This window comes from Streptomyces sp. NPDC051963, from assembly GCF_044593495.1.
GTDB lineage: Bacteria > Actinomycetota > Actinomycetes > Streptomycetales > Streptomycetaceae > Streptomyces.
The window spans coordinates 881,735-897,669 of the sequence record NZ_JBIUCC010000001.1 but is presented as its reverse complement, the minus strand read 5'-3'; the positions used below and the strand labels follow the sequence as shown (position 1 = coordinate 897,669).

13 protein-coding genes are annotated in these 15,935 nt (G+C 71.7%); 6 read left to right on the top strand and 7 right to left on the bottom strand.

The genetic code is table 11. The features are described 5' to 3' along the window. Positions 1 to 5 precede the first annotated feature (5 nt). Positions 6 to 836 carry a DeoR/GlpR family DNA-binding transcription regulator gene (locus ACIHFB_RS03760; RefSeq protein WP_365269527.1) on the bottom strand — a complete coding sequence of 277 codons (831 nt, stop codon included), beginning with the start codon at positions 834 to 836 and terminating at the stop codon, positions 6 to 8. Positions 837 to 1,166: 330 nt separating this feature from the next. Here ACIHFB_RS03760 and ACIHFB_RS03755 point away from each other — a divergent pair, with 330 nt between their 5' ends. Further along, on the top strand, positions 1,167 to 3,515 hold the full coding sequence (locus tag ACIHFB_RS03755; protein ID WP_400125073.1) for a hypothetical protein: 2,349 nt from the start codon (positions 1,167 to 1,169) through the stop codon (positions 3,513 to 3,515). On the opposite strand, the gene ACIHFB_RS03750 is transcribed toward ACIHFB_RS03755, so the two are convergent. The 4 genes from ACIHFB_RS03750 to ACIHFB_RS03735 all read right to left on the bottom strand — a co-directional run bounded on the left by ACIHFB_RS03750 (position 3,485) and on the right by ACIHFB_RS03735 (position 8,176). Next, positions 3,485 to 5,920 carry a right-handed parallel beta-helix repeat-containing protein gene (locus tag ACIHFB_RS03750; RefSeq protein WP_365269521.1) on the bottom strand — a complete coding sequence of 812 codons (2,436 nt, stop codon included), beginning with the start codon at positions 5,918 to 5,920 and terminating at the stop codon, positions 3,485 to 3,487. The two genes, ACIHFB_RS03755 and ACIHFB_RS03750, sit on opposite strands and share 31 nt — an antisense overlap. Positions 5,921 to 6,081: 161 nt before the next feature. Next, positions 6,082 to 6,687 carry a hypothetical protein gene (locus ACIHFB_RS03745; RefSeq protein WP_365269518.1) on the bottom strand — a complete coding sequence of 202 codons (606 nt, stop codon included), beginning with the start codon at positions 6,685 to 6,687 and terminating at the stop codon, positions 6,082 to 6,084. A 183-nt stretch (positions 6,688 to 6,870) separates the two neighbouring features. After that, a complete protein-coding gene (locus ACIHFB_RS03740) occupies positions 6,871 to 7,698 on the bottom strand; it encodes an MOSC domain-containing protein (RefSeq protein ID WP_400125072.1) in 828 nt (275 codons plus the stop codon). A 43-nt stretch (positions 7,699 to 7,741) separates the two neighbouring features. After that, entirely contained in the window at positions 7,742 to 8,176 is a 435-nt protein-coding gene (locus ACIHFB_RS03735) for a DUF6643 family protein (RefSeq protein WP_400125071.1), read from the bottom strand. Positions 8,177 to 8,478: 302 nt separating this feature from the next. On the opposite strand from ACIHFB_RS03735, the gene ACIHFB_RS03730 reads away from it, so the two are divergent. Then, positions 8,479 to 9,720 carry a TerD family protein gene (locus ACIHFB_RS03730; protein ID WP_400125070.1) on the top strand — a complete coding sequence of 414 codons (1,242 nt, stop codon included), beginning with the start codon at positions 8,479 to 8,481 and terminating at the stop codon, positions 9,718 to 9,720. A gap of 7 nt (positions 9,721 to 9,727) precedes the next feature. Here ACIHFB_RS03730 and ACIHFB_RS03725 read toward each other — a convergent pair whose 3' ends face one another. Then, positions 9,728 to 10,921: a glycosyltransferase gene (locus ACIHFB_RS03725; RefSeq protein ID WP_400125069.1), complete on the bottom strand. Its 1,194-nt coding sequence runs from the start codon at positions 10,919 to 10,921 to the stop codon at positions 9,728 to 9,730. A gap of 39 nt (positions 10,922 to 10,960) precedes the next feature. Between ACIHFB_RS03725 and ACIHFB_RS03720 the strand changes: the two genes are divergently transcribed. Together ACIHFB_RS03720 and ACIHFB_RS03715 are read left to right on the top strand one after the other, a co-directional pair. Beyond that, positions 10,961 to 11,746 (top strand): aspartate/glutamate racemase family protein, encoded by a 786-nt coding sequence (locus ACIHFB_RS03720; protein ID WP_365269503.1) that lies wholly within the window; start codon positions 10,961 to 10,963, stop codon positions 11,744 to 11,746. 106 nt (positions 11,747 to 11,852) lie between these two features. Then, a complete protein-coding gene (locus tag ACIHFB_RS03715) occupies positions 11,853 to 12,398 on the top strand; it encodes a hypothetical protein (protein ID WP_365269500.1) in 546 nt (181 codons plus the stop codon). 31 nt (positions 12,399 to 12,429) lie between these two features. On the opposite strand, the gene ACIHFB_RS03710 is transcribed toward ACIHFB_RS03715, so the two are convergent. Next, entirely contained in the window at positions 12,430 to 13,497 is a 1,068-nt protein-coding gene (locus ACIHFB_RS03710; RefSeq protein ID WP_365269498.1) for a hypothetical protein, read from the bottom strand. Between the two features lie 240 nt (positions 13,498 to 13,737). Between ACIHFB_RS03710 and lnt the strand changes: the two genes are divergently transcribed. Both lnt and ACIHFB_RS03700 read left to right on the top strand, forming a co-directional pair. Further along, entirely contained in the window at positions 13,738 to 15,348 is a 1,611-nt protein-coding gene (gene lnt, locus ACIHFB_RS03705) for an apolipoprotein N-acyltransferase (RefSeq protein ID WP_400125068.1), read from the top strand. Positions 15,349 to 15,405: 57 nt separating this feature from the next. Further along, the gene (locus ACIHFB_RS03700) at positions 15,406 to 15,885 is read left to right on the top strand and encodes an NUDIX domain-containing protein (protein WP_365269493.1); all 480 of its coding nucleotides are present in this window, start codon (positions 15,406 to 15,408) and stop codon (positions 15,883 to 15,885) included. The last annotated feature ends 50 nt before the right edge of the window (positions 15,886 to 15,935 follow it).

The following is a 15,935-nucleotide window of genomic DNA, read 5'->3' as shown; positions in this document are numbered from 1 at the left end:
TGCCGTCAGCTGTCTGCGTCCTCCTCGGGCTCGCCCGCCACCACCAGCCGACGCAGATGCTCCGCGACCTCGTCGCGTGCCTCGGCCGGCAGTCCCGCGTCCGTCACCAGGGTGTCGACCTGCTCCAGCGCCGCGAACGAACTCAGGCCCACCGTCCCCCACTTGGTGTGGTCCGCGACCACCACGACCCGCCGCGCCGACTGCACGAGCCGCCGGTTGGTCTCGGCCTCCGCGAGGTTCGGCGTCGACAGGCCGGCCTCCACCGATATCCCGTGCACACCGAGAAACAGCACGTCGAAGTGGAGCGCGGCGATCGCCTGGTCGGCCACGGGACCCACGAGGGAGTCGGAGGGCGTGCGTACACCTCCGGTCAGGACCACCGTCGCCGCGCCCTGCCGTGGGCCCGAGGTGCGCTGCGCGGCGTGGAAGACGTCGGCGACCCGGACCGAGTTGGTGACGACCGTCAGGTCCGGCACGTCGAGCAGATGGTGCGCCAGCGCGAAGGTCGTCGTGCCGCCCGACAGGGCGATCGCGGTGCCCGGCGCGACCAGTTGCGCGGCGGTCCGTGCGATGTCCTCCTTGGCCGTCAGCTCCAGGCCGGACTTGGCCTCGAACCCCGGCTCGTGCGTGCTCGCCTCGACCAGCGGGACCGCGCCGCCGTGCACCTTCTCCAGCACACCCTGCCGCGCGAGTGCGTCCAGGTCGCGGCGCACGGTCATGTCCGACACGCCGAGCTTGCGGGTCAGCTCGTTCACCCGGACGCCGCCGCGACGCCGCACCTCGTCCAGGATCAGGGCGCGCCGCTGCTCCGCGAGGAGGTTCTGATTCTCACTCACGTACGCTCCGGTTCCTTTCGTTCAAGGGCCGTCCGACACGCCCGGAACACCCTCCCCCGAGCTCTCGACTCCGCTCGAGCCCGGGAGAGCCCATCGACAGCACATTGTCCCCGGTCCGGGGCGTAGACGACCCATCCTTTCATGTGTCGGTGCGCATCGCGTCACCGCCCGTATCGTCGCGCGCATGTCACTCGCGCACCATCCGTTGTCCGTCTGTCACTCGGATCGGGGAGATTCCGTGACGAGAGGTGTGCGGACCACACGAAGCGGAGATCCTTAGGCCCGCACGGGCACAAGCCGACGGCGCGTCACGGGGGAAGTGCGAGAACAGTGGAACGTGTCTTGTCCGAGGGGGCGGACGGACCCGCCCAGAAGTCCGGGAACCCCGGCATCGCCCTGGAACTCCTGGTCCACGGCGTGGGCGGCGCCACACCCGAGAAGATGCTCGACGATCCACGGACGGTCCGGATCACCGGCGACGACACGGCGGCCGTCTACCGGCGCGCCGACGACGCCGAAGCCGAGACCAGCCCCGGCGAGCCCCGCAGCGGACCGGTGCCCGAGGCCTACGTCTGGTCCAACCTCACATCCGGCAACAGCGCCCGCGCCCTGTGGCTGCTGTTGCTGCCGTTCATGGTGGTCAACCTCGCCCACTGGATGCGCCCCAGCGCCCGGGGCCGTGACCGCACGGTGCGGCTGTACGGGCTGCTGGTGCGGCTCGCCGGACTGACCTTGACGGTGCTGCTCGTCGCGGCCGCGTGCGAGGTCGCCCTCGATCTGACGGCGTGGCAGTGCGCGGGCACGCGCGCGTGCGCCGAACGGCACACCTGGCTGGGCTTCCTGTCCCCGACGGACTCCGACGGCGGCTGGTGGAGCCCGCCAGGCCGCCGGCTCGCGCTCGCCGCCCTGGTGCCCGCCACGCTCACCGGCCTGCTGTGGTACCTCTCCCGCCGCACCTGGAGCGCGTACGAGTCGCAGCAGCCGATCTCCCGCACCGCCGAGCCCGACGAGGACACCGGCCGCACCGCCCTGGGCCGGCCCGGCTTCTGGTACGGGCGGCGCCTGGTGGCCCGACTGCGTGCCGCACACACCGCGGCGGGCCTGCTGACGGTCGCTGCCGCGGTGTCCACTCCGGCGGCCGGGTTCGACCGCAGGCCCGGCGGGCCCGCCCTTCTCGACACGCTGGGCTGGCTCCTCGCCGGGGCCGTCGTCGCGGGCGCGGCCGCCGTCCTGTGGGTCGTCTGCCGCAGGGGCCGCAGCGAGAACCGCCTCGACCGGGAACTCGACGAGCACCTCGTACGACGGCTGCCGCTCGGCGCGCTCCTCCTGCTCGCCCTCGCCATGCTGTACGCCGGGTGGGAACGCCCGGGCTGGGTGTCACAGGGCCGCCTGCCGGGCGACGCGACCTTCGGCGGAATCGCCCTGCTCCAGGGACTGCTCGTCATCGTCCTGGCCGTGGTCGCCCACCTGCTCTACCGCACCCACCCCGAACCCCGCGCCGCGATGCACGGCCTCGGGGGACCCGCCGTGGCGATGCTGGCCTGTGCACTCGGCGGGGTGATGTCCGGCGGGCTGTCGCAGCGGGTCGCCGACTGGCTGGACGGCACGCGCACGTCCGTTCCCGGTCCGCCGGTCCTGCTCACCTGGCAGTCGTCCGTGATCCCGCCGCTGCTCATCGTCCTGCTGCTGCTCTGCGGCCTGCTGGGATGGCGCACCTGGCTGCTGCGCCGTACCGAACTGGCAGCGGTGCGAACCGACCGCCCGGACGCCCCCGAGGACCCCACGCGCACCCGCCGCATCGCGAACACCCTCGCCATGGCCACGCTCACCGACCGGGCGCCGCTCCTCGTCGCCGTCATCTCCACCACGACCCTGCTCCTGGGCGCCGGAGCACTCGTGGGCGCCATGGTGAGCGACAAGGTGCCCAGCGCGGCCACCGAGGCGACACACCCCTTCCTCCACGGCGCCGCCGAGACGGCGCAGGCCCTGGGCTCCTGGCTGATCGGGCTCGGCTTCATACTGTTCGTCACCTGGGGCCGACGCGCCTACAAGGACGCCTCCGCGCGGCGCACCATCGGCATCCTGTGGGACGTCGGCACGTTCTGGCCGCGCGCCGCCCACCCCTTCGCCCCGCCCTGCTACGCCGAGCGGGCCGTGCCCGACCTGACCTGGCGCATGGCGACCTGGACCGACGCCACCGGCGGACGGCTCGTCATCTCCGGCCACTCCCAGGGCAGCGTGCTCGCAGCCGCCGCGGCCTGGCAGCTTTCTCCGCCCGTGCGCAAGCGGGTCGCGCTGCTGACGTACGGCTCCCCGCTGGAGCGCCTCTACGGCCGTTGGTTCCCGGCCCACTTCGGACCGGCCGCCCTCAGCTCGCTGCACCACGACGTCGACTGCTGGCGCAACCTCTACCGACTGACGGACCCCATCGGCGGCCCGGTGCGGCTGCCCGGTGACTGCGGCCCCGAGGTGGACCACGACGCCCTCAAGGACCCCCTGGCCTACGGCCGCACGGAGACGCATCCGCTGCCCGCCCCCATCCTCGGCCACTCCGACTACCAGGCCGACCCGGAGTTCGCCGTGGAACGGGAGCGGCTGCTGGCGCGGTTGCGGCCGGAGCTGCCCGCACCGCGCCGCAAGCGGGACGCTCAGGGCGACTCGGGCAGGTCCTCGGCGTAGAGAAGCGTGAGGTCGTCCGTGCTCGGCTCCTCGAAGTGCGCGACCCGGCTCGCGTGCCGTTCCACCATGGCCTCGAAGGTCTGGCGGGCGGTACGGCCGTTACCGAAGGCCGGGCCCTTGGGGATCACCGTGAAGTACTTCAGCAGGGCGTCCGAGGCGCCGGGTGCCAGCCGGTACTCGTGCTCCTCGGCCTGCTGCTCAACGATACGCAGCAGTTCCTCGGCGGTGTAGTCGCTGAAGGTGATGGTCCGGGAGAAGCGCGAGGCCACGCCCGGGTTGACCGACAGGAACCGCTCCATCTCGGCCGTGTAGCCCGCGACGATCACCACGACCGCGTCCCGGTGGTCCTCCATCAGCTTCACCAGCGTGTCGATGGCCTCGCGGCCGAAGTCCCGGCCCGAGTCCTCCGGGGACAGCGCGTACGCCTCGTCGACGAACAGCACACCGCCGCGCGCCCGGTCGAAGGCCTCCTGGGTGCGGATAGCCGTGGAGCCGATGTGCTCGCCGACCAGGTCGACGCGGGACACCTCGACGAGATGGCCCTTGTCCAGCACACCGAGCGAGGCCAGGATCTCGCCGTAGAGACGGGCGACCGTCGTCTTGCCGGTGCCGGGCGAGCCGGTGAAGACCAAGTGGCGCTTGACGGATGCCGCCTTGAGGCCCGCCTGCTGGCGGCGCCTGCCCACCTCGATCATGTCGGTCAGCGCCCGCACCTCACGCTTGACGCTCTCGAGGCCGACCAGTGCGTCGAGTTCACCGAGGACCGCCTTCGAGGTCCGCGTCGGCTTCTCGGGCATGGTGGCGGCGACGAGCGGCTCCTGCTCGGTGGTGCGCTGCCCCGGGATCGCGCCGAGCAGGCCCGGCGACTGGCTGACCGTCTGCGTGGCGGGCTCCCGCGCGGCGGGCGGCTTGAGGCCCCCGCTCTCGTCGCTGGTGCAGTCCTCCACGACCGGACCGGCGCCCGCTGCCTCGGGGCCGGCGTCGGCGAACTCGTACCCGCCGCGCGCGCATCGCTCCGTACGGCACTTCTTCAGCGTCGTACGGCAGCCGTCGATCACATGGAAGCCGTAGCCGGAACTGCCCGTCACCCGGCAGTTCAGGAAGGTGCCGCGTCCGCCCGCCGACACATAGAAACCGGCTTCCGCGGGGGAGTCGACCGTGCATCGCTCGATGGTGGGGTCGGCGCCCTTGGTGACGATCACGCCGGTCTGCATGCCGTCCAGCGAGCAGCCGTTGAGTGTGCCGCCGCTGCCGTGGTCACGGAACCAGGCGCCGGTCGCCGCGTCCCGGATGCGGCAGTCGTCGAGCTGCGCGGTGGCGCCGTCGCTCACCGACACGGCCGTGTTGCGCACCTGCGAGAGGTCGCTGTCGACGACGTCCGCGCGGGAGCCGCGGTCCAGGACGAACAGCGCGTCCGGCACGTCGTGCACCCGGCAGGAGTCGAGGACCGCGGTGGCGCCGTCACTGACCCACACCGCCGGATAGTCGCCGGTGCTGTCGAAGATCTCGCACTGGTTGGCGTCCACGCGGGTGCCCGGGTCCCAGACCGACAGGCCGTTGCGGCCGAACTGACGCACCGTCGTCCGGGTCAGCGTCAGCACGGAACGTGAGCGCAGGTCGACCGCGTTCTCCGGGATGTCATGGATGCGGCAGTCGGCCAGGGTCAGCACGGCGTCCGTGTCGAGGGTGACCCCGTCGGCGGTGGTGCGGTGCACATCGCAGTCGGTCAGGTGCGCGGTGGCCCGGCCGGTGACCTGTACGCCGCTGCCCCGGATCTCGTACACCTCGCAACCCACGGCCTCCAGCGCGGAGTTCTCGCCGGTCGCCGACAGGCCCGCGCCCGAGGTGTGGTGGATGCGGCAGCGCTCCAGGCGCGGGTGGGCGCCCCCGCGCACCGCGACGCCGGACTGCCCGGCCGCGACGACCTCGCACTCCTCGAACACCCCGCCCCCGCCGTCGAGTACGGCGATGCCCACGCCGGCCGGATTGTCCACGGTGCAGCGCCGCACGGTCGGCCGGGCGCCGCCGCGCACCTCGATGCCGGCCGCGGACCGCGTGACGATCCGCACGTCGGACAACTCGGGGGCGCCCTCTTCGACGAGCAGTGCCGGCGCGGCCGTGTCCTGGCCCTCCACATGCACGTCCTGGACCACCGCGGAGGCGCGCACGGTCAACGGCACCCCGTCCACGGGCGCGATGCGCACGGAGCCTGGGGAGCCCTCCGGGCCGCGCAGGGTCACCGCCCGCTGCACCACGAGGTTCTCCCGGTAGGTGCCGGGGGCGACGGTGAGGACGTCGCCGTCGGCCGCGGCCTCCAGGGCGGCGGCGAGCGATGCGTACTCACCCGTGCGGCGACGCCACCGCGATGTGCCGGTGTGCGTCACCTGGACCGTGCCCTGTGCCATGGCGTTGCTGTGCCCCCACCTCGGTCGTGCTGATGGCTCGTCGCCTTCGGGACGCTGAAGCGGCCCCTGCGGCTCACTCGCGCGGGTTGACGCCGAAGCGAGTCCGGCCGGTCCACCGTAGCGTGCGCGCAGGCAGTGGGTTGACCAGAGCTGGAAGGCCGTCAACTACCGGTGCCGGTCCGGCCCCAGTCGGGACCCGCCCGGTCCCATGCCTGGTCCCAACGGGCGTACCGGCGGCGGACCATGCGCCAGACGATCAGCCGCCGAAGGCCGTCGATCAGGCCCGCGGCGAGCAGAGTGGCGCCGAATCCGGCGAGGACCGCGTGCGTCGTCGCCGTGGCGGGATCCAGCGGGCGGGCCACGACGCGGCCGTGGTCGTCCGTCCAGAGCGTGAAGTTGTCGCCCGCGTGCGGGTCTTCGACATGGGCCATGACCGGCCCGTGCTGCGCGGTGCCGTCCGGGGCCGTCCAGTCGGCGAGGACGCGACTTCGTATGTCCCGCCCGGTGGACGTCTCGGGGTCGGCGTCCAGTGGGGAGCGGTTGAGTTTGCGGACCACGGTGGCCGTCACCACGTGGCGGGACTCCCGTTGGTCCCGGACCGACTGCTGGAGAGCGTCCTGCGCGACACTGCCGACCACGGAACCCGTCATGGGCGCGGCGAACAGGATGAGCAGCAGGGCGACCAGGGCGACCCAGGCCTCGGTCAGATCGGTCTTGCGGCGCAGCGGATTGTGTCGCCAGCGCCAGAGTCCGCTGATGGTTCGCACGGTTTTGGCACCCCCTTCCCGCTCCGTGATAACCCCCCGCGGAGCCGTTCACGCAACGGCCCGGTCAAGAGAGAGCGAAATCACCCCGATCGGGGCCTCTCATGAACTTCTCACGAAATCCACCATCACAACGCGCCGACCCCCGAGCCGAGTTCCCGCCCACGGAGTCGGAGCGGGTCCTGGTCAGTCCAGGATCGTGACCGGGTCGCCCACCCGGATCGTGCCGCGGGACTCGGGCACCAGGTTCTGTCCGAAGACCAGCTTGCCGCCGAGGCGGCGGTGTCGGCCGAGGGTGTGCAGGGGCTCTCTGCCGCGTCCGGCGGTGCCCTGGTCGGTGGTGGTCACGACACACCGCCCGCACGTCTTGGCGACGCGGAAGACGACCTCGCCGACGGCCAGGCGTGACCAGTCGTCCTCGGCCCAGGCGGCGGTGCCCGACACGACCACGTTCGGCCGGAAGCGGTTCATGGGCAGGGGGCCCTCGTCCGGGTGGTCACCCTGCGCGATCAGGGAGTTGAGGGCGTCGAGGGAGGCGGCCGAGGCGAGCAGCAGTGGGTAGCCGTCGGCGAAGGTGACGGTCTCGCCGGGCAGGGCGTACTCCGGGTCGACGGGCCGGCGCATGGCCGGGTCGTCCATGTGCACGAGGCGCACCTCGATGCCGAGATAGTCACTGCACCAGGTGTGCGCCGCGGCGTCCGTGGCCGGGAATGCCTCGACCTTGTCGCGGAAGATCTCCACCATCACGGTGCCGATGGGCTCCGGGACGGGCACGGTCAGAGCGGCCATGCCGGGTGCGGACAGACGGACGCCGCCGCCGGGCAGCAGCTCGGCGGCGGCCAGCGCGAGGCGCGGCTGCTGACGTTGCGTGACGACCTTTCCCCCGTCGTCGATCAGCGCCCAGCGCCGATCTCCGGCCAGGCCCCAGGGCTCCACGACGGCCTCCCGGGGCGCCTGGCCCCGGACCGCCTTGACCGGATGAACGTGAATCGACTGCAGCTGCGCGTACCCCATGAGGCCATCGTGCCAGCAGGCACCGACAGTCCCGGTGGAGGAATCAGTAGCCGCGGTACTGCTGCTGGTTGTTGTACGGGTCCTGGTACGGAGCCGGGGTGGGCCGGGGAGCCGCGGGGCGCATCGCCTCGTAGCCCGTGCCGGGGGCCATCTGGCGCGGCTGCTGCTGTTGCGGTCCGGGATAGCCGCGGGGCGCGGACGCCTGCTGCGGGATGTACGCCGCGGGCGCCTGCTGGAGAGGAGAGGGTTGCTGTGCCTGCGGGTAGCCGTACGAAGCCTGGGACGGGCCGGCCGGGAGGGCCGGAAGCGCCGACGGCAGCGCGGGCAGATGGCTGCCCGGCATGTCGTACGCCGCGGGAACCCGGATCGGGGCGATCTGCGGGGTACCCCGCTCGGCCACGAGCTTGTCGTAGATCGGAGTGTCCGGGAAGGAGGCGGAGTAGTAGCCGCCGCCATAAGTGGAGCGGGGGGAGGTCATGGCACATAAGTTAAGCCCACGATGTGCTGGTTGGGGAGACCGATAAGAGGGTTGTTTTCCGTGTCGGCAGTGACGCGGGATCCCCAATGCGAGCGAACTCGGCAAAAAGGGGCGGCGGTCGACGTTCGGATCCTGTAAAGGCCGAGTTCCGCGCTGGTTACCGGGGATTGGACGGCGATCTCCCGGTGGCTCCTCATGGGAGTTCGCCGCACCGGGGAATAGGTTGGTCATGTGGTGAACCCAATGGGCAGCCGGGGTGCGACGACCTGGCGCGGTGACTGGTGATGGGGGCGGACATGTCAATGCCAAAAGGATCGAATGTTCCGGTGCCGACGACGGCGCTGCGGGTCGAATTGGGCCGGCGATCCGGACCGGGTGTGCCCGACGCGGACGCGTCGGCGCTGCTGCTGGTGGGCGGCAAGGTGCGGTCCGACAGCGACTTCGTGTTCTACAACCAGCCGGAGCACTCCTCCGGCGCGGTCCGCCACGAGGGCAAACGGGACATCGGCGGCGTGGTGGTCGACACTCTCCTCGTCGACCTCGCGCGCGTGGAGCCCGCGATCGAGACGCTGGTCCTGGCCGCATCCGCGGACGGCGGTACGTTCGGACAGGTGCCGGACCTCTACATCGAGGTCCGCGATGCCGCCCAGAACACCGTGGTCGCCCGGTTCGACAGCACGGGCGCGACCGTGGAAACCGCTTTCGTCCTCGGCGAGTTCTACCGTCGCCAGGGCGCCTGGAAGTTCCGTGCCGTAGGCCAGGGGTACGACAGCGGGCTCGTGGGCCTCGCCACGGACTTCGGTATCTCGGTGGACGAGCCGCAACAGGCCGCCGCCCCTGCGTCCGCGCCCGTCGCACCGCCGGTGACCGCGCCGCCTCCTCCTGCCGCACCCCCCGCGGCACCGATCAGCCTCAGCAAGGTGACGCTGACGAAGGCATCGCCCTCGGTCTCGCTGACCAAGCAGGGCGGCACCTCGGGTGCCATGCGCGTGAACCTCAACTGGGAGGTGCGCAAGCAGTTCTCCGGCTGGGGCAGCAAGCTCGGCCGTGCCGTGGCCATGCACTCCGACCTCGACCTCGACCTCTGCGCGCTGTACGAACTCACCGACGGCAGCAAGGGAATCGTCCAGTCGCTCGGCAACGCCTTCGGCGCCCTGCACCAGCCCCCGTTCATCCACCTCGACGGCGACGACCGCACCGGAGCCATGGCGAGCGGCGAGAACCTCACCGTCAACCTCGACCACAAGCAGGCCTTCCAGCGCATCCTCGTCTTCGTGACGATCTACGAAGGAGCGCGTTCCTTCGCCGATCTGCACGCCACGGTCACCCTCACACCGCAGCACGGCGCCCCGATCGACTTCTCGCTCGACGAGTGCACCGTCCCCTCCACGGTGTGCGCGCTCGCCCTCATCACGAACACGGGCAGCGATCTGGTCGTCCAGCGCGAGGCCCGCTATCTGGTGCCCGAGCGCGGGGTGAGCCCGCAGCGGACGATCGACTACGCCTATGGATGGGGCATGAACTGGACCCCCGGCAGGAAGTGAGCCGCTCTCAGCCCTCGTCGGGGACGGCGCCCGGACGTGCGTAGGTGCGGCCCTTCCAGGCCGCGCCGCGCCCCCGATAGTGCTGGACCGCGGAATCGACCGTCATGAGGAGATACAGGGACGCGGTGAACGGCAGCAGAGGAGCGAGCCAACAGGGCTGCCGGTAGTAACGGAGCATCGGGACGTACGTCCCTGTCATCACCAGCCACGCGAGGGCACCGACGACCGCGGCAGCCGTGTCCCCCGCGGCCAGGCCCCAGACCAGAGCCACGGGCGGCACCAGATAGACCAGCGCGAGACCCGCGACCGTACCGGCGAGCAGCAGCGGATTGTGCCGCAACTGCGCATACGCGCTGCGCGAGACCATCCGCCACAGGTCGTGCAGCCGTGGATAGGGGCGCACACTGTCCACCCGGTCCGCCAGCCCCAGCCAGATGCGTCCCCCACTGGCCTGCACGGCACGCGCCAGTGCCACGTCGTCGATGACGGCGTGCCGGATGGCGTCCGGGATGCGCGCCCGCTCCGCCGCGTCGGCACGCAACAGCACACAGCCACCTGCCGCGGCCGCCGTCCGCGCCCTCTTCTTGCCGATCCGGCGGAAGGGATACAACTGGGCGAAGAAGTAGACGAAGGCGGGGACGACGAGCCGCTCCCACACACTCGCGACCCGTAACCGGGCCATCTGCGACACGACGTCGAACCCCCCGGTGTGCGCCGCCGCGACCAATTCCCGCAGGCTGTCCGGCGCATGCGCGATGTCGGCATCCGTGAGCAGCAGATACTCGGGGTCACGCGCGCGTGCCAGGTCGATGCCATGGCGCACCGCCCACAGCTTGCCGGTCCAGCCCGTGGGCGGCTCGCCGGGTGACGAGACGGTCAGCGGCAGGCCGCCGTGCCGCCCCGACAGCTCCCGGGCCAGTTCCCCGGTGCCGTCCGAGCTGCCGTCGTCGACCAGGAAGACCTCTGCCCGCCCCGGATAGTCCTGGGTGAGTAGCGACGGCAGGCTGTCGGGCAGTACGGCGGCCTCGTCCCGGGCCGGGACGACGACACAGACAGGGGGCCACGACCCCGGCTCGCGACGCGGTGGCAGGCGTACGTCCGTACGCCAGAAGAAGCCCTGGCCGAGCAGCAGCCACAGCCAGGCGGCCAGTGCTGCGGCGGCGATCCACACGATGGCACTCACCCGCGCAGTCTGCCCCACCGGCCAGGCCCCACACGGCCCATCGTCTATCGTGGCCGGGTGAAGATCGCGCTCATGGACTCCGGAATCGGTCTGCTGGCAGCCACCGCCGCGGTACGGCGTCTGCGACCCGACGCAGATCTCGTCCTCTCCCTGGACCCCGACGGTATGCCCTGGGGACCCAGGACCCCCGAGGACCTCACGGAGCGCGCTGTCGCCGTCGCCGAGGCGGCCGCCGCCCATCGGCCCGACGTGCTGATCGTCGGCTGCAACACCGCGACCGTCCATGCGCTGACCACCCTGCGCTCCCGCCTCGAACCCGGTATCCCCGTCATCGGCACCGTCCCGGCGATCAAGCCGGCCGCGGCCGGTGGCGGCCCCTTTGCGATCTGGGCGACCCCGGCCACCACCGGCAGTCCCTACCAGCGCGGTCTGATCCGGGACTTCGCCGACGGAGTGGAAGCCACCGAGGTGCCCTGCCACGGCCTGGCCGAGGCCGTGGAACACGCCGACGAGGCCGCCATCGACGCCGCCGTCGCCGCGGCCGCCGCACTCACCCCTGACGATGTAAAGACCGTCGTCCTGGGCTGCACCCATTACGAACTGGTCGCCGAGCGCATCCGCGCCGCCGTGCAGCGCCCCGGCCGTCCGCCGCTCGTCCTGCACGGGTCCGCCGGAGCGGTCGCCGCCCAGGCGCTGCGCCGGATCGGTGAACAGCCCGCTCCCGAGGCCTCCGCCGACGGCACCCTGACGGTGCTGCTGAGCGGACGGGAGGGGGCGCTGCCCGTGCCCGCCCTGGCCTACGCCGAGGGCAGGCTGCTCCAGGCGGTCAGCCCCGCCAGGTGACCGACAGTCACAAAACGGACGTCGGTGCTCCGACGGGCACCCTCCCGGAGCAGTCACCCTGTGCAACGTGGTACCCGCGCAGCGAAACCTGAGTAACCTCTTAGCCATGAGGGACCACCCCCGCGATGCGAAGGCCCCGCACCCCGACATCTGGACCGGACGTGCCACGAACCGTGTCCAATGGCTGCTCGCGCTCGTCGGCGCGGGCTGCATGGCGCTCGGGGTCGAGTTGGCCGTCGACTCGGCGTGGACGTCGGGCATCGCCCCCCTCGTCATGGCGGTCGTCGGCTGTATCGCCGCGGGCCTGCTGGTTCTCTTCGGCACCCTGGCCTTCGTCCACGTCGACCTGAAGCTCGACAAGGAGTGCGTGGAGGTCCGCTGCGGCCACATGGGTCTGCCGCGCCGCCGCATTCCGCTGGCCCATGTCGCCGGCGCCGACTTCGACCCGCAGATCACCCCGCGGCACTGGGGCGGCTGGGGCTACCGCTGGCGGCCCGAGAAGGGCACCGCGGTCGTCGTACGGCGTGGCGAGGGCGTGGTGCTCCGGCTGTGGGACGGCCATACGTTCACGATCACGGTGGACGACGCGGAGGCCGCCGTACGGGCCATTCGTGCCCGACTGCGGCCGAGCACAGCCGGACCGGTGCACTGAAGTCTTACGCGCGCGGGTCCGTTCTTCGACGTCATGGCGCCAGGCGGTCACCGCGCGGGCGGGTGTCCCAGGTCTGCTGGGGTGCCTCGTCGGTGAGTGGGCGTGCCGTGGCCAGTCCCGCGAGCAGCCCAGCACCCACGGACACCGCGGTGAAGCTGAGCGCGTTGCCGACCGCCGCGATCGCCGCCAACGTGGTGAGTGCGGCGCCCGCGGTGAGTGCGATCGGCGTGGAACGGGGGGTGCGCCACAAGGCGTGGAGCACCCAGCAGAAGGCCATCGCCAGCAGGATCACGCCGATGACACCCTGTTCGGCCGCCTGTTGCAGGGGCGCCGAGTGGGGCTTGCCATCGGACAGCAGAGTCTGTGTGGCCGTGGTGCTGAGCTCCCCGAAGCGTCCCGGGCCGACGCCCAGGGCGGTATCGCTGTGAACCATGTGCACGGCGTCGTGCCACAGCCCGATCCGGTGCGGGGTCAGCTGGCCCTCCAGGGACGCGGCGAGCCCGTCCGGCACCGCGTTCTCGGCCACCGCCCAGGGCAGGGCCGTCACCAGGCCCGCCGCAAGGGCCAGCCCCGTGATGCCAAGGCCCCGCCGCTGCATACGGCCCGCGGCGAGCGAACACAGCAGCACCGCCACGCAGAGGACGAAACCGGTGGTGGAGCCCAGGACGCCCGCGGTCACCGCGATTCCGGCGGCCAGTCCGCGCAGGGCGAGCCGCAGCGCGGGCGCGGGCGTCGCCCAGGCGGCGCAGCACGCAAAGCCGGCGGACAGGGTCAGTACGGCGGCGGTGGCGCCGGTATGGCCGAGCGGTGCGACGATCTCCGGCCCCGGCGCCAGATGCGGAACGGCCACCGTCAGGGTCAGTCCGGCCAGCGCCGCCGCACAGGGCGCGGCAACCGGCAGCAGCACCCCGGTGATCCGCCCCGCGGCATAGCCGGCCGCCACCGCCAGGATCGCGAGCAGCACGCCCTCGGGACGGCCGCCGTGCACGGTCGCCGTGACCAGCGACCAGACGGCGCAGGCCCCGAGCACTGCCACGCCTGCCGCGTCCGAAACGTTTCGTCTGTCGCCGACCCCTTCCGAACCGGCCGCAGACGTCATCCCCGTGGAACCCACCCCGCCCCCCGAACCCGGTCCCCCGACCTGTGACGTACCCCGGCCGTCCGGCTGAAAGAAGCCGTACGACAAAGGCTCCGGCACACCGTAACGGCTGATGAAGACTTTGTGGATGAGTTGCGCCGGGTTGCGCAGGAATGATGTGGCGCCCGAGCTGGGGGAACGCCCGTACCGGCCCGCGGACCGCGCTGTCGGCGGCAAGGTCACCCGCCGTACACTCCGGGAGTGACCGTCACCGTAACCTCCGTGGACGAGTCGGACCAGCTGCCACCGCAGAACGCGCCCGTCTCACGCCGGGCGCGGCTCGCGCGCCTCGTTCCGGCCGCCGTCGCGGCGCTCTCCGGAGTGCTGCTCTACGTCAGCTTTCCGCCACGCACCCTGTGGTGGCTCGCCCTGCCGGCCTTCGCGGTCTTCGGCTGGGTGCTGCGCGGCCGCAGCTGGAAGGCGGGCCTGGGCCTCGGCTATCTGTTCGGCCTCGGCTTCCTGCTGCCGCTGCTGGTGTGGACCGGTGTGGAGGTCGGCTCCGGGCCCTGGCTCGCGCTGGCCGCGATCGAAGCGATCTTCGTGGCACTGGCAGGCGCAGGCATTGCCGCGGTGTCCCGGCTGCCCGGCTGGCCGGTGTGGGCGGCCGCTGTGTGGGTCGCCTCGGAGGCGGCACGCGCGCGTGTCCCGTTCGAGGGTTTCCCGTGGGGCAAGATCGCGTTCGGACAGGCGGACGGGATCTTCCTGCCGCTCGCCGCGGTCGGCGGCACCCCGGTGCTCGGCTTCGCGGTCGTCCTGTGCGGCTTCGGTTTGTACGAGGTCGTACGCCTGGCCGTCGAGGGCCGGCGTACCCGTGTCGTCCGGCGGGGCGCCGCGGCCGCGGCGCTGCTGAGCGTGGCCGTCCCGGTGATCGGGGCCGTGGCCGCCCGGCCGCTGGTCAGCGACAAGGCCGAGGACGGCACCGCGACCGTCGCCGTCATCCAGGGCAACGTGCCGCAGGCCGGGCTGGAGTTCAACGCCCAGCGGCGGGCCGTACTCGACTATCACGCCAAGGAGACGGAACGGCTGGCCGCCGAGGTCAAGGCGGGCAAGGTCGCCCAGCCCGACTTCGTGCTGTGGCCCGAGAACTCCTCGGACATCGACCCGTTCGCCAATGCCGACGCTCGCGCCGTCATCGACCGGGCCGCCAACGCGATCGGCGTGCCCATCTCGGTCGGCGGCGTCGTGGAACGGGACGGCAAGCTCTTCAACGAGCAGATCCTGTGGGACCCGGCCAAGGGGCCGATCGACACCTACGACAAGCGGCAGATCCAGCCGTTCGGCGAGTACCTCCCGCTGCGCTCGCTCATCGGGGCCATCAACAGTGACTGGACCAGCATGGTCCGCCAGGACTTCAGCCGGGGCAGCAAGCCGGGTGTCTTCACCATGGACGGCGCCAAGGTCGGCCTGGTCACCTGCTACGAGGCTGCCTTCGACTGGGCCGTACGTTCCGAGGTCACCGACGGCGCGCAGATGATCTCCGTACCGAGCAACAACGCGACCTTCGACCGCAGCGAGATGACCTACCAGCAGCTCGCCATGTCCCGGGTCCGCGCCGTCGAGCACAGCCGGACCGTCACCGTGCCGGTGACCAGCGGCGTGAGCGCGATCATCATGCCGGACGGGAGGATCACCCAGAAGACGGGCATGTTCGTGGCCGACTCGCTGGTCCAGAAGGTGCCGCTGCGCTCCTCCGAGACACCCGCCACGCGGCTGGGCATCCTGCCGGAGATCGCTCTGGTCCTGGTCGCCGCGGGCGGACTCGGCTGGGCGATCGGAGCGGGTGTGCGCGGGCGACGCGCCCGTGACATGTAGCCGTACGCCCTCGGAACGATCTCGAGGTGGGGGAACCGGCCCGTTAGGGTCGGGCGCATGGCTACCCCTGACTTCATCTCCACGCTTCGGGCCTCGGCCGGTCAGCAGCTGTTGTGGCTCCCCGGAGTCACCGCCATCGTCTTCGACGACGACGGCAGAGTGCTGCTGGGCCGCCGTTCCGACAACGGTCGGTGGTCGGTGATCGGCGGCATCCCCGATCCGGGTGAGCAGCCCGCGGCCTGCGCGGTGCGGGAGGTCCAGGAGGAGACCGCGGTGCACTGCGTCCCCGAGCGGGTCGTCCTGGTGCAGGCGCTGGACCAGGTCACGTATGCCAACGGCGATGTCTGCCAGTACATGGACATCACCTTCCGCTGCCGGGCCGTCGGCGGTGAGGCGCGGGTCAACGACGACGAGTCGCTGGAGGTGGGCTGGTTCGACGTGGACGCCCTGCCCGAGCTGAACGAGTTCGCAGTGCTGCGGATCAAGCAGGCCCTGTCGGACGCACCCACATGGTTCGACCCTATGAGCTCCAGCTGAAGTATGGGTTCTGAGCACATGTGGCGGGGAGTGGACGCTGCCTAGGGTCG

Excerpts from the sequence above, each read along its gene's own strand:
- ACIHFB_RS03750 (WP_365269521.1), bottom strand. The coding sequence starts at position 5,920 with ATGGCACAGGGCACGGTCCAGGTGACGCACACCGGCACATCGCGGTGG.
- ACIHFB_RS03740 (WP_400125072.1), bottom strand. The coding sequence starts at position 7,698 with ATGGGGTACGCGCAGCTGCAGTCGATTCACGTTCATCCGGTCAAGGCG.
- ACIHFB_RS03735 (WP_400125071.1), bottom strand. The coding sequence starts at position 8,176 with ATGACCTCCCCCCGCTCCACTTATGGCGGCGGCTACTACTCCGCCTCC.
- ACIHFB_RS03730 (WP_400125070.1), top strand. The coding sequence starts at position 8,479 with ATGCCAAAAGGATCGAATGTTCCGGTGCCGACGACGGCGCTGCGGGTC.
- ACIHFB_RS03715 (WP_365269500.1), top strand. The coding sequence starts at position 11,853 with ATGAGGGACCACCCCCGCGATGCGAAGGCCCCGCACCCCGACATCTGG.
- ACIHFB_RS03710 (WP_365269498.1), bottom strand. The coding sequence starts at position 13,497 with ATGACGTCTGCGGCCGGTTCGGAAGGGGTCGGCGACAGACGAAACGTT.
- ACIHFB_RS03700 (WP_365269493.1), top strand. The coding sequence starts at position 15,406 with ATGGCTACCCCTGACTTCATCTCCACGCTTCGGGCCTCGGCCGGTCAG.